12 protein-coding genes are annotated in these 12269 nt (G+C 34.3%); 9 read left to right on the plus strand and 3 right to left on the minus strand.

Features of this window, described 5'->3' with window-relative positions; genetic code table 11:
* Window positions 1–4: 4 nt before the first annotated feature.
* The 5 genes from AC07XU_RS12225 to AC07XU_RS12245 all read left to right on the plus strand — a co-directional run bounded on the left by AC07XU_RS12225 (window position 5) and on the right by AC07XU_RS12245 (window position 7207).
* A complete protein-coding gene (locus tag AC07XU_RS12225) occupies window positions 5–631 on the plus strand; it encodes a toxin-antitoxin system YwqK family antitoxin (protein ID WP_494943914.1) in 627 nt (208 codons plus the stop codon).
* Window positions 631–1794, plus strand: coding sequence for a dipeptidase (locus AC07XU_RS12230; RefSeq protein WP_494943915.1), 1164 nt, complete (start codon window positions 631–633; stop codon window positions 1792–1794). The genes AC07XU_RS12225 and AC07XU_RS12230 overlap by 1 nt, the downstream gene beginning before the upstream one ends.
* A 342-nt stretch (window positions 1795–2136) precedes the next feature.
* A complete protein-coding gene (gene trxB, locus AC07XU_RS12235; protein ID WP_494943916.1) occupies window positions 2137–3120 on the plus strand; it encodes a thioredoxin-disulfide reductase in 984 nt (327 codons plus the stop codon).
* Window positions 3121–4616: 1496 nt separating this feature from the next.
* Window positions 4617–6536: a beta-N-acetylhexosaminidase gene (locus AC07XU_RS12240; RefSeq protein WP_494943917.1), complete on the plus strand. Its 1920-nt coding sequence runs from the start codon at window positions 4617–4619 to the stop codon at window positions 6534–6536.
* Between the two features lie 56 nt (window positions 6537–6592).
* Window positions 6593–7207 (plus strand): hypothetical protein, encoded by a 615-nt coding sequence (locus AC07XU_RS12245; RefSeq protein WP_494943918.1) that lies wholly within the window; start codon window positions 6593–6595, stop codon window positions 7205–7207.
* Window positions 7208–7388: 181 nt separating this feature from the next.
* On the opposite strand, the gene AC07XU_RS12250 is transcribed toward AC07XU_RS12245, so the two are convergent.
* From AC07XU_RS12250 to AC07XU_RS12260, 3 genes are read right to left on the minus strand one after another with little or no spacing between them, the layout of a single operon-like run.
* Window positions 7389–7943: a DUF922 domain-containing protein gene (locus AC07XU_RS12250; RefSeq protein WP_494943919.1), complete on the minus strand. Its 555-nt coding sequence runs from the start codon at window positions 7941–7943 to the stop codon at window positions 7389–7391.
* Window positions 7944–7983: 40 nt separating this feature from the next.
* Window positions 7984–8574 (minus strand): hypothetical protein, encoded by a 591-nt coding sequence (locus AC07XU_RS12255; protein ID WP_494943920.1) that lies wholly within the window; start codon window positions 8572–8574, stop codon window positions 7984–7986.
* Entirely contained in the window at window positions 8561–9058 is a 498-nt protein-coding gene (locus tag AC07XU_RS12260) for an RNA polymerase sigma factor (protein ID WP_494943921.1), read from the minus strand. Before AC07XU_RS12260 ends, AC07XU_RS12255 begins: the two co-directional genes overlap by 14 nt.
* 299 nt (window positions 9059–9357) lie before the next feature.
* Here AC07XU_RS12260 and AC07XU_RS12265 point away from each other — a divergent pair, with 299 nt between their 5' ends.
* The 4 genes from AC07XU_RS12265 to AC07XU_RS12280 all read left to right on the plus strand — a co-directional run bounded on the left by AC07XU_RS12265 (window position 9358) and on the right by AC07XU_RS12280 (window position 12266).
* A complete protein-coding gene (locus AC07XU_RS12265; protein WP_494943922.1) occupies window positions 9358–10779 on the plus strand; it encodes a dicarboxylate/amino acid:cation symporter in 1422 nt (473 codons plus the stop codon).
* A complete protein-coding gene (locus AC07XU_RS12270) occupies window positions 10766–11290 on the plus strand; it encodes a hypothetical protein (protein ID WP_494943923.1) in 525 nt (174 codons plus the stop codon). The genes AC07XU_RS12265 and AC07XU_RS12270 overlap by 14 nt, the downstream gene beginning before the upstream one ends.
* A gap of 32 nt (window positions 11291–11322) precedes the next feature.
* A complete protein-coding gene (locus tag AC07XU_RS12275) occupies window positions 11323–11835 on the plus strand; it encodes a hypothetical protein (protein ID WP_494943924.1) in 513 nt (170 codons plus the stop codon).
* A 68-nt stretch (window positions 11836–11903) separates the two neighbouring features.
* Window positions 11904–12266 (plus strand): BlaI/MecI/CopY family transcriptional regulator, encoded by a 363-nt coding sequence (locus AC07XU_RS12280; RefSeq protein WP_494943925.1) that lies wholly within the window; start codon window positions 11904–11906, stop codon window positions 12264–12266.
* The last annotated feature ends 3 nt before the right edge of the window (window positions 12267–12269 follow it).

Genomic DNA, 12269 nt, shown 5'->3' on the forward strand with positions numbered 1-12269 from the left:
TTGAATGAAAAAAATTTTTGTCTTACTTTTTGGTATTTTATCGTATTGCGCATCAAATGCTCAGGTTGCGCCAATTTATTTTTATGGCAATCAAGTTACTCAAGACAAAGATAAAGCAACTTCTTATGCAGTATACGGCAAATTAAGCACAGGTAATATTTATACCTTTAAAAGGTACGATTTATATGACAACCTATTACAAACTGGATCTTTTTCTGATGAAACATTAGCTGTTCCTCACGGTAAATTTACTTTTTATAGTGATGTTAACGAATTTAATTATATCTATAAACATAGTTTCTCAATTAAAGGTAAAACAAGGTTTGTTGCTCAAGAAGGTAATTTTGTAAATGGTAGCGAACAAGGTAAATGGTTACTTTATTTTCCAGATGGTAATGTATTTAATAGTCAGGAGTTTGTTGATGGTAAGTTGCATGGTAAGTTTATTACTTATGATAAGTATGGGCAAGAAATAGTTTCTGGTAATTATGTAACTGGAGAAAAGGATGGTGAGTGGATATATGCCAAAGATAAAATTAAAGAAATATGGAAGATGGGCGTGCTGGTATCAAGGGAAAAGATTAAAAAAAATAAACAAATTAAAAGTACAATTCAAAATAGAAACAATTGATGAAAAGATTTATTGGTGTTTTAATAATTTCGTTATGCACAGTATATGCTCATGCTCAAGAACCTAATATAATCCATGAAAAGGCAATCTTGGTTGATACACATGGTGATATTCTTTTCAATCAAATTAAATCTGGTATTGATATTGGTAAACTACAACCTACCGGAAACTTCGATTTGGTTAGAGCCAAACAAGGCGGTTTAGATGTACAGGTATTTTCTATTTGGAGTGACGAAACTGGTGGTTTTGGTGTTGCTAATCAACAAATAGATTCTTTATATAGCTTAATCAAAAGATATCCTTCTCATATTATTTTAGTTCGCAATGCGGATGAATTACAAAAAGCAGTTGCTGAGCGTAAAATGGCAGCTATGATTGGTGTTGAAGGCGGTCATATGATTGAGAATAGTTTGGATAAGCTCGAAGAATTGGCCAAAAGAGGAATGATTTATCTAACTTTAACTTGGAACAATAGCACTCCTTGGTCTAGCTCTGCTGCCGAAGAAACTTCTGGTAAAGTAAAAGCCGATAAAGCTGGCTTAAACGATTTCGGCAAAAAGGTAATCCATAAATTAAATGATTTGGGAGTGATGGTTGATTTATCGCATGTTGGTGTGAAAACATTTTTTGATGCCATTAACGAAAGCAAAAAACCAATTCTAGTATCACACAGTTGTGTTTATCAACTTAATCCAGTTGCCAGAAATTTAAATGATGAACAGATTAAATCAGTGGGTAAAAACGGCGGATTAATTTCTATAAATTTTTATTCTGGCTTTTTAGATTCAACATATAGTGCTAAACAGAAAGTTTTTTTAAATAAATATAATGATGAGTTAAAAGCGCTAAGTGCCAGATACGGAAGGAGTAATGCAATTGATACCTTGATAGCTAAATATCCAGCAGAGGCTGAGGTTACGAAGCCTTCCATTGATCTTATTGTAGATCATATAGATTACATCGTAAAAATGATTGGAGTAGATCATGTTGGTTTAGGAGCAGATTTTGATGGTGCAGAAGCTTTTCCAAGAGGAATGAATAGTGTTGCTGATTATCCTAAAGTAACGGCTGCTTTAATTAAACGGGGTTATAAAACTGCAGATGTCAATAAAATTTTAGGCGGTAATTTTTTGAGAGTTTTAAAAGCTAATAAAGGGAAGTAGTCGGGAAGACGGGGAGTTGGGAATTTGGAAAGTCGGGAAGTTGGGAAGACGGAAAGTTGGGAAGTTGGAAAGACGGGAAGTTGGGAAGTTGGGAAGTTGGGAAGACGGAAAGTTGGGAAGTTGAAAAGTTGGAAAGACCGAAAGTAATAGGCTATTTATTTGAAATTATAAACTGAAAACTACCAACTGAAAACTACTAACTGGAAACTGAAAAATGCAAACTGAAAACTAACAACTGAAAACTGTCAACTGAAAACTGAATTATCTCCACAATTTCATCTTTCTCCACAAGCTTTGGCAATTTAAAGTTTAAGCGTAAATTTGTATCACAATAAAATAATCATGTCTCAAGAACAAGAAATAGAACACGTAAAGTGCTTAATTATAGGGTCGGGCCCAGCAGGCTACACTGCTGCAATTTATGCGGCTCGTGCCGATTTAAAACCAGTAATGTATACTGGTATGGAAATGGGTGGTCAATTAACTCAAACTACAGATGTAGATAACTTTCCAGGTTACCCAGATGGCATTATGGGCCCTGCAATGATGGAAGATTTTAGAAAACAAGCTGAGCGTTTTGGTACACAAATTCGTTTTGGTTATGTAAGCTCGGTAGATTTTTCTTCTTTCCCTCGCAAAGTTGTGGTTGATGAAATTAAAACCATAACCGCCGACACTGTTATCATCGCAACAGGTGCAACTGCCAAATGGTTAGGTTTACCAAGTGAGCAAAAATATAATGGTTTTGGTGTTTCTGCCTGTGCAGTTTGTGATGGCTTTTTCTTTAAAGGTCAAGACGTTGCCATAGTTGGAGCAGGAGATACCGCTGCAGAAGAAGCTACTTATTTAGCTAAATTGTGCAAAAAAGTTTACATGTTGGTACGTAGAGATGAGTTTAGAGCATCAAAAGCAATGGTTCATCGCGTTTTAACTACACCAAATATCGAGGTAATTTATAACTCAGAAGCGGTAGAGATTTTAGGAAATGGCAAAAACGTTACTGGCTTAGAAATAATCAATAATCAAACTAATGAGAAATCTACTCTAGAAGTTGAAGGTTTCTTTGTTGCAATTGGCCACAAACCAAACACCGATATTTTTAAAGGTTGGCTAGATATGGATGAAACTGGTTATTTAAAAACTATTCCAGGTACAACAAAAACCAATGTTGAAGGTGTTTTTGCATCGGGTGATGTGCAGGATCATTATTACCGCCAAGCAGTTACTGCTGCGGGATCTGGCTGTATGGCTGCTTTAGATGCTGAGCGTTATTTAGCTGCCAAAGGTGATGCCACTCCAAATGTACTGGCTTCAACTTACGATTAAAACCCTCAATCCCAAAATGGGGATTTGATATTCGAGAAGCTTTCTGATTAATTTCAGGAAGCTTTTTTATTTAAATAAAATAAGAGCATCTTTCCATGAGGAAAACACAAGCCCTTGGTCTGTGGCACACAGAAAAACAAAATTTAGAAAAGCAACAACAAACGCTTTTTTTAATGTTACTCGGGCTTTGCGTTACAATCTATCTGTGGGCTGGGTTTATTAAAATCGGTGAAAGTTAGTGCTGCACAAATAGGATTTTCACTGCAATCCCGTTTATATTACTTGGGCAGATAATTCTATTTACGGTTGCTATGCGTCCAATCGTTAATAGCAGCATAATTTTTTGTTTTTAAACCCGCTTGAAGTGGAAATACTTTTGGTAAATTGCAGTTTCAACTAAGCCCTTGGTCTGTGGCACACAGAGCAAAATTTAGAAAAGCAAAAGCAATCGCTTTTTTTAATGTTATTCGGGCTTTTCGTTACAATCTATTTGTGGGTTTAGTTTATGATACCGATGTAATATCGGTGAAAGTTAGTGCTGCACAAATAGGATTTTCACTGCAATCCCGTTTATATTACTTGGGCAGGTAATTCTATTTACGGTTGCTATGCGTCCAATCGTTAATAGTAGCACAATTTTTTGTTTTTAAACCCGGTTGAAGTGGAAATACTTTTAGTAAATTGCAGTTTCAACTGCGATTTGAGAGAAAGATTGGAACGCAAAACGGGACTGAGCTGACCTATGAAAAGCTAAGCCCTTGGTCTGTGGCACACAGAACAACAAAATTTAGAAAAGCAACAACAAACGCTTTTTTTAATGTTACTCGGGCTTTGCGTTACAATCTATTTGTGGGCTGGGTTTATTAAAATAGGTGAAAGCTAGTGCTGCACAAATAGGATTTTAACTGCAATCCCGTTTATATTACTTGGGCAGGTAATTCTATTTACGGTTGCTATGCGTCCAATCGTTAATAGCAGCATAATTTTTTGTTTTTAAACCCGGTTGAAGTGGAAATACTTTTGGTAAATTGCAGTTTCAACTAAGCCCTTGGTCTGTGGCACACAGAATAACAAAATTTAGAAAAGCAACAACAAACGCTTTTTTTAATGTTAATCGGGCTTTGCGTTACAATCTATTTGTGGGTTGGGTTTATTAAAATAGGTGAAAGTTAGTGCCGTACAAATAGAATTTTCACTGCAATCCCGTTTATATTACTTGGGCAGGTAATTCTATTTACGGTTGCTATGCGTCCAATCGTTAATTGTAGCACAATTTTTTGTTTTTAAACCCGGTTGAAGTGGAAATCTCCCGATCCGATTTTTATCGGAACAGTCGGGAATTGGAGCGAAAAACGGGGCTGAACTATCCTATGGAAAACAGACAGTGCTTTTCTAAATTTCGATAGCTGCATAAATTACCTCACGGAATATTTACGTGAGCAGATTTAGTAACATTTAGCCTAAATTTTCTATCTTGTGCATACCAAATTACAACAATGATGAAAAAAATCTCCCTTCTTTTTTTGATAACTTTATTTGCGTTTAACTCTTTTGCCCAAACAGATGCTAACATGGGGATTATCCCTGCACCTGTATCGGTAAAAAAAAATAGCGGTACCTTTTTGCTAGACAAAACTGTAGCTTTAATAAGCAGCGAAACAGTAAATGCTAAAACTGCAGATTTATTAAATGCATTTATTGTTAAAAAAGGTGGTTTTGCTTTAAGAGAAGCCAAGTCGGTAACAAACGGTCAGAAAGCAATTGTTTTAACTTCGGTAGGGGCAAACAAGTTACCAAATGAAGGTTATACCATACAAATAACGAAAGATCAGATTAAAGTTGTGGGTAAAGATGCTGGCTTGTTTTACGCTGTGCAGTCTTTAATGCAATTGATGCCAGATAAAAAGGAGGATAAAATAACAATTCAAGCTGCAGAAATTAACGATTATCCTCGTTTTAAATACCGCGGAATGCATTTAGATGTTTCTCGTCATTACTTTCCGCTGTCTTTTATCAAAAAGTATATAGACATTTTGGCGATGTATAAAATCAATACTTTTCATTGGCATTTAACAGATGACCAAGGTTGGAGAATTGAAATTAAAAAATATCCTAAACTAACTTCGGTAGGGGCCAAAAGAAGTGGTACAATTGTGGGTAATTATCCTGGCACTGGCGGCACAGATAATACACCGCATGATGGTTTTTATACACAAGAGGAAGCAAAACAGGTAATCGCCTATGCTGCTTCTAAATACATTAACGTGGTACCTGAAATAGAAATGCCGGGTCATGCTTCTGCCGCAATCGCCGCTTATCCAGAATTAAGTGCTTTTCCAGAAAGAGATACTTGGATTGGGGAAAAAGCACCATGGAGTGGCGATAGAAAAGGTAAACAAGTGCAACAAACTTGGGGAGTTTTTGATGATGTTTTTGTGCCAACAGATAACACCTTTAAATTTTTAGAGAATGTTTTAGACGAAGTGATCGCATTATTTCCATCAAAATATATTCACATTGGTGGGGATGAATGCCCGAAAGAGTATTGGAGACAATCTGAGTTTTGCCAAAAATTTATTAAGGACAATAATTTGAAAGATGAGCATGGCTTGCAAAGTTATTTTATACAAAGGATTGAAAAATATGTGAATGCCAAAGGAAGATCGATAATTGGTTGGGATGAAATTTTAGAAGGAGGTTTAGCACCCAATGCCACTGTGATGAGTTGGAGAGGAGAAAAAGGAGGGATTGAAGCTGCACAACAAAACCACGACGTAATCATGACACCTGGTTCTGCTGGTTTGTATTTTGATCACAAAGCATCAACTTCTCCAGATGAGCCGCTAACCATAAGTGGTTTGGGATCAGGTTTTTCAAATTTTCAAAAAGTATATAATTATGATCCAGTGCCGGCTGTTTTAACTGCAGAACAGAAAAAATATGTTGTAGGTGTGCAGGCAAATGTTTGGACAGAATACATGGAAACGCCTAGCAAGGTTGAGTATATGATTTTTCCTAAAATTTACTCGCTCGCAGAAATAGCTTGGACACCGGTAGAGAAAAAAGATTTGAAGAATTTTATGGAAGAAAGAGTGCCACTGCACTTGGCTAAGTTAGATCAATCTGCTACAAATTATTGGGTGCCTGTTCCAATTAATCAGCCAGAAAAAGTATTGAACGGAGATAACTTCACTATAGAATTGAAAGTGCCAATAGCTGGAGCCAAAATTTATTATACTTTAGATAATTATCGTCCATCAGAAAACGCTGCAACTTATACAAAACCAATTAAAGTAACTGTGCCGCAAGGACAAAAAAAGGTGCTTAAAACTATTGTTGTAACACCTAGCGGAAAAAGAAGCGTAGTGAGCGAAACCATTTTAAATAATGGAGCACCAGACATAAAGACAAAATAAATTTGGGTAAAAAAGTTAAATGCTCTAAATTGGATTAATAAAACAGATAACATCAAATGAAATTAAATAACGCCTTTAAATTAGTTTATTTAGGATTAGCCACAATAAGTTTACTTTTTGCTTGCACCAGTGATGAAAAGCCTGTTGCAACAACTAAAACAGAGGTTGTTGCAGTATCAAAAAATCCTTTTCCATTTTATAAGAGCATAGAGATAAAGCCTGGTTTTAATTTTGAAGTGGTAAGTTGGGGTAAAGGAGTTGATACCTTAGGTGGCTATTTAATTTTAATGTCTGACTCTTTAAAAAACAATTACAAATCAATTTCGGTAGAGCGTGAGGGTATCATTGCAGATGCTTGGAACATGGATTTAGATAACGATGGAGATCCTGAAGTTTATATCCAATATTTGGTAAGAAAAAATGTAAACGATATTAATGTTTACGAATATGCCAATAACAGTTTTAACAAAATTAGCTTCCCGGGTTTAAGTAGCGAAAATAAAAAAGGCTACAAAGGAGATGATCAATTTTATGTTAAAAATGGAGATCTTTTTCGCACCGTTCCAATTGTAACGATTGATAGCGGAAAGACAACTACATTGGTTAAAACTTTACAATACAGTTTACGCGGCAATAGTTTTTCTGCGAGCGAAGTTAAGGGTAAAGAATAGTCCAGTTTTCAGTTTTTAGTTGGCAGTTGTCTTTTGGTACCTGACAATTTATTGTTAACAATTTTTAATTTGAAGAGAAGTATTTTCTAAAGATAAACTCAAACTAATTAAAGTACTGATCTTAATTTTGTTACCAGTTGATGTTGTAAAACAGAACTTGGAATTTTATGCTATAAACTGTTTACTGATATTTATCTAATTGTTCTTGTAAGTAGTTATCCCAGCGTGCTTGAGCTTCTAAATCAGACCCATGTTTAGTTTCAACATCATATCTGCTTTGCATTTCACTGTAATATTTACTTACTCTATTGGCGTTTGCTTGTATGAGCCTTTTGTAATTAGAGATGGTGTATCTCTGAAAACGTACCTGTTGTTCACCTTCTTTTAAAAGTAAGTAATTGATGTTTACATGACCTTGCTCATGATTTAATAGCTGCCTGCTTATTTTTCTATTTGCAATTCTTTCAGATTTAACCCACGATTGATCAGGTACAACTCCACCTGTAAACTTAAAGTCGATGTGCAAGTTGTTTCCACTTATTTTAGAATTGTAGCTGTAATGCCAATTCGTTACAGTTAATGCTGCATACGGAGAAGATCTATCGGGTCTAGCCAGAAAGTGTGTATCCCAATCTACTTGTTCTGGAGCAAGATCTTGCTGTGTTTTAAATGAAAACAAAAATAAGCAAGCTAGCAACGATAATAAAAATGTATTGGATAATTTAATGTTTTTCATTCAAATTTACAGAACGAAAGCCGTGCCAATAAATTGTATTTTATTTTAACTGTCCGCTAATTCGCTCAAATTTTTCAATTAAAAGCGCAATTCTTTCTTTGTCTTTTTTAATAACAGCTTTTCTTACTAGCGTAGAACAGAATATCATCCATCCGAAACTCACAACTATAGCTAATACCTGCATCCATAATTCTAGATACGCTAATATTTCTACAAAATAGAAAATCATTCCTAATGATAGCGCTATTGCATAAAACCAATACAATTTATTGTACAGTGCAAAACGATCTAATTGGTATTGTTTTAAGTTAGCGATAAACTCATTTGGGTTTGCCGTAAAATCGTTTTTAGCGATAAGGCGATGTTGGCTATAAAGAATAATGGTGTAAACTGCAATTGCGGCAATAATTATACTAATACCTGCATGGGTTGTCCAGTTTTGTACATCATATAACAGCCATAACATGGCCATAGCTACAATTGAGATAGTCATACCAGCAATGTTCATTAGCGATTTGGTACGCATACCATTCACTTCTTTTTTTACTTGCTTAAGCATTTCATCGGCAGAAATTTTAACATCAACCGTATGCTTAGCCCAAAGTGCCTCTATTTGATCAAATTCTTGCATGTTGATTGTATATTTCTGTCAGTTTTTGTTTAATACGATGAATTTTTACTCTTAGATTTCCTTCACTTATACCAGAAATATCTGCTATTTCATTGTAAGGTAACTCGTCTAATACCATGGTGATAATTAAACGATCATTTTCTTCTAAAAGAGAGATTGATTTGTACAATAAGGCAACCTGTTCATTTTTTTCAGAAAATTCTTCCACCTTAGTTTCAATAATATTTTCTGTTAGCTCATCTTTAGCTTGTCTTTTCTCCGAGCGTAAATAGGTTAAACATGTATTTACAGCAATTCTATAAATCCAAGTTGATATGAGTGATTTGTTTCTAAACTTATCTAAATTTTGCCAAACCTTTAAAAAGGTCTCTTGCAGTAGGTCGTTAGCAGAATCCTTATCGCCAGTGTAACCATAGCATAAATGGAAAATCTTTTTAGAATTTTTATCGAATATTTCTTTAAAAAGTTGATCCTTCAGATCCATTAATTGATGTTTTTATAAAAATTAGATAAAAATAGTGTTAATTTGTTACAAGTATTTGTTTGCCAAAATTAATAAAAGTTTGCTTCATAAGCTCAAAACTTTAATTTTGTCTAATTGAGAAATTAGTTGCAATTAACTATGTTTTGTTAGCTGTAAAAAATTTTTGCAAACACACTAGTGCCAAGTTGTAAAATTAAATTAAGCCAAATGTAACCAATGCTTTCTTAGCAAATAATGTGAAAGTGCCAATACTGCCACATTGATTTACAATTTGAGCTCAATACCTAAAAAACAAATAAATGAGAAAAAATAAAATTGGGTTGATAACCTTAATTTTTATCACTATTGCTATTCTACTAACGGTTTTAAACCAGTTTAATATCGTTCATCTTCCAGAACATTTCTTAATGCCAATGCGTTGGACATTAGCGTTAGTTTTAGTTATATATGCTACCGTAAAGAAAAATCTTACTACATGGATTTTGATTTGTATGATTTTAGGCGTGTTTGTAGGCTTAGATTTCCCGAATGTTGCAGCTGCATTACATCCTTTAAGTAAAGGCTTTATTAAACTAGTTAAAACAATTGTAGGGCCTATTCTTTTTGGTACCCTGGTTTATGGTATAGCTGGCCATTCTGATTTAAAACAGGTAGGAAGAATGGCGTGGAAATCTATGCTGTATTTCTTTTGTGCAACATCTTGTGCAATTTTTATCGGTTTAGCTGTAATAAATATTACCCATGCAGGTGTTGGCGTAGATATTCAACATATGCCTAAAGAAGAATTGCCTACTGCTAAAATGGTTGATACAAGTTTAGAAAAATTACCAGAAAACGTTCACGGGATATATAAGTTTACCAATTTTATTTACGAACTATTTCCAGAAAACGTAATTAAATCAATGTATGAAAACAAGGTGTTACAAATTGTAGTATTTTCTGTGCTTTTCGGTATTGGCTTAGCTATGGTAGAAGAGAAAAAACGAAAACCACTTGTAGATTTTGCTGAAAGTTTATCAGAAGTGATGTTTAAATTTACCAACATTATTATGTATTTCGCACCAATTGGTGTTGGCGCTGCAATGGCTTATACTGTTGGTCATTTGGGCATAGACATTCTTAAAAACCTATTCATGCTCTTAGGTTCGCTTTATATTGCCTTAGTTATTTTTGTGCTACTGGTATTTGTTCCTATCATGCTTTTCTTAAAAATACCAATTGGCAAATTCATTAAAGCGGTAAAAGAACCGGTATCAATTGCATTTGCTACTACTAGTTCTGATGCAGCTTTGCCTAAAGCGATGAGCAACATGGAGAAATTTGGTGTGCCACGTAAAATTGTTTCATTTGTAATACCAACAGGATACAGTTTTAATTTAGATGGAACATCACTATACCTATCTTTAGCTTCAATATTTGTTGCGCAAGCTGCAGGTATGGATTTAAGTATCGGACAGCAATTGGCCATCGCATTTACGTTAATGATTACCAGTAAAGGTGTGGCGGCTGTGCCTAGAGCGTCATTAATCGTACTTATTGCTACCGCAGAACAATTTGGTTTACCTGTATTTATTATTGCCGCAATTTTAGGTATCGATGAATTAATGGATATGGCTAGAACTTCGGTAAATGTTATTGGTAATTGTTTAGCAACTGTTGTTGTGGCTAAATGGGAGAAAGAGTTTGATAACGAGGCCGCCCAAAATTTTGGAGAAGATTAGTATGACAAGCAGAGGAAAAAAAATATTTTTAGCATCAACCATAATTATCCCATTTCTAATTTATGCGATTGTTTATTATGCACCTATTATTCGCAATGCGCCATTTAAAGCTAAAGAATTTGTTTCTTTAGAGTATAAATGGGGCGTAGGTAAAAACTTAGAAAATTCTTATAATTCTGCCACAGGCGAATACAAATACTATAATAGAAATGATTCTTTAATCGTTAAAAAGCTTGATTTAACAGAAAAAGATAAAAAATTTTTAGATAGCAATGCTGATGAGCAAGGCTTTTGGAATTTGCCAGATATTGTGGCTAATAATGAAGCCGATGTTCAAAATTCTAGAGCTTTAAGATATTTCATGAAGTTTAACTATCAAACGAAATCTAAAGAAGTAACCTATTTATCTGATTTTGATGGAAATCCGAGAATGCGTGGAGCGGCTGCTCAAATGCAAAAAATCATAGAGCAAAAATTGGTCGATTTAGAGGAACGCTCAAAGAATAATTAACATTCCAAAAATCAAATCATTTAAGCTAAATAATGCTAAGCCAAATCAAGAAAAATATTTCTTTCATTGCAACAGTTATTGGGATTATTATCATCAGCATTGCTGGATATTTTTTAATTAACAAGCAAAAAGGACCTTTCTCTCCAGCAGAATTGGTTTCAGTTGAGTACAAATGGGGCTTAGGCGATACATTAGCTAATAGTTACAATTCTTCAACTGGTAATTATCAATATTTAGATGATAGAGATTCGCTGATTCGAAAAATGCTAAAACTGAGGGCAAATAATATCATCTTTATTCATAGCAGGGCAAACGAGCTTAATTTTTGGGATTTACCTACAGTAATTGCCAATAAAAATGCTGATCTAAAAACTAATCAGGTTCTCCGTTATGAGATTACGTTTAACTACGAAACCAAAGTTAAAAAGATTATTTATCTAACTGATTATGATGAGGATATGGGTGTTTTAGATCGTGTAAACCAGCTTCAACAAACATTAAAATCTACTATCGATGAAGTAGAGGATAGATATTCAAATCCTTAACATTTCTTAACAAAAATTCTTTCTCAATTAAATTGATATTTCGTACATTTACGATATATTCGTAATTAATGGAAAAGTTAACTTTACAAGAAGAAGAAGCAATGTTGGCCATTTGGCAAGTAGGAGTGGGTTTTATCAAAGATTTTATGGATGCGATGCCTGAGCCAAAACCGCCCTATACTACACTTGCATCAACTGTTAAGAATTTAGAGCGTAAAGGTTTTATTAAAAGCGAGAGATTTGCGAATGCCAATAGATATAGCGCTAAAGTAAAGGAAGTCGACTACAAGAAGCGTTTTATGAAAGGTTTTGTAAATAATTACTTTCAAAATTCATATAAAGAGTTGGTTGCTTTTTTTGCAAAGGATAACAAGATTAGTGCAGAGGAATTAAAAGAGATAATTAATCTGATCGAAAATCCTAAAAAATAAGTT

The organism is Pedobacter sp. GW456-11-11-14-TSB4 (assembly GCF_059424425.1).

Coding starts and splice junctions, on each gene's coding strand:
- AC07XU_RS12265 (WP_494943922.1), top strand. CDS start 9,358: ATGAGAAAAAATAAAATTGGGTTGATAACCTTAATTTTTATCACTATT.
- trxB (WP_494943916.1), top strand. CDS start 2,137: ATGTCTCAAGAACAAGAAATAGAACACGTAAAGTGCTTAATTATAGGG.
- AC07XU_RS12240 (WP_494943917.1), top strand. CDS start 4,617: ATGATGAAAAAAATCTCCCTTCTTTTTTTGATAACTTTATTTGCGTTT.
- AC07XU_RS12275 (WP_494943924.1), top strand. CDS start 11,323: ATGCTAAGCCAAATCAAGAAAAATATTTCTTTCATTGCAACAGTTATT.
- AC07XU_RS12230 (WP_494943915.1), top strand. CDS start 631: ATGAAAAGATTTATTGGTGTTTTAATAATTTCGTTATGCACAGTATAT.
- AC07XU_RS12280 (WP_494943925.1), top strand. CDS start 11,904: ATGGAAAAGTTAACTTTACAAGAAGAAGAAGCAATGTTGGCCATTTGG.
- AC07XU_RS12225 (WP_494943914.1), top strand. CDS start 5: ATGAAAAAAATTTTTGTCTTACTTTTTGGTATTTTATCGTATTGCGCA.
- AC07XU_RS12260 (WP_494943921.1), bottom strand. CDS start 9,058: ATGGATCTGAAGGATCAACTTTTTAAAGAAATATTCGATAAAAATTCT.
- AC07XU_RS12245 (WP_494943918.1), top strand. CDS start 6,593: ATGAAATTAAATAACGCCTTTAAATTAGTTTATTTAGGATTAGCCACA.
- AC07XU_RS12255 (WP_494943920.1), bottom strand. CDS start 8,574: ATGCAAGAATTTGATCAAATAGAGGCACTTTGGGCTAAGCATACGGTT.
- AC07XU_RS12250 (WP_494943919.1), bottom strand. CDS start 7,943: ATGAAAAACATTAAATTATCCAATACATTTTTATTATCGTTGCTAGCT.